The 436-nt window shown below is 67.0% G+C and carries 1 protein-coding gene; it reads right to left on the bottom strand.

Annotated elements, in window-relative coordinates; translation table 11 throughout:
- Positions 1 to 183 precede the first annotated feature (183 nt).
- On the bottom strand, positions 184 to 436 hold a 253-nt coding region (locus CRD60_RS08895; RefSeq protein ID WP_161522230.1), incomplete at its 5' end, for a hypothetical protein.

The raw sequence follows: 436 nt of genomic DNA, 5'->3' as shown, positions 1-436 counted from the left end.
GATCTCGCCCTTGGGGCCCAGCTCGGGGATGAGCAGGACGAAGACCACCGAGAGCAGGAAGATCAGGCTCTCCAAGCCCAGGTTGAGCACGTAGTTGCCTCCAGCCACGGCCGAGATGATGACCGGGATGAAGAAGGCGCACAGCAGGCCGATGGTGCTGACCAGGCCGCCGGCGGAACCGGCCTACTTGCCGCGGATGTCGGGCAGGGCGAAGGGCATGGCCTGGACGATCGGCCCGTTGATGGCGCCGAAGGCACCGGAGACGAACATGATCGTCAGCAGGATGGCCAGGGTCGGGGCCTGCTGCATCATGATGACCACCGCCCAGAAGAAGGTCATGAAGCAGGGGACTCCGACGATGGGCAGGCCCAGGAAGCTCTGCCACTTGCCCCGGCGGGAGCGGATGGCCGACCCGACGGGACCGGGGGTGGCCTCG

This window comes from Bifidobacterium aemilianum, assembly GCF_003315635.1.
GTDB lineage: Bacteria > Actinomycetota > Actinomycetes > Actinomycetales > Bifidobacteriaceae > Bifidobacterium > Bifidobacterium aemilianum.
Note: the sequence above shows the minus strand (reverse complement) of the source record. Positions and strands in the feature narration are given on the sequence as shown.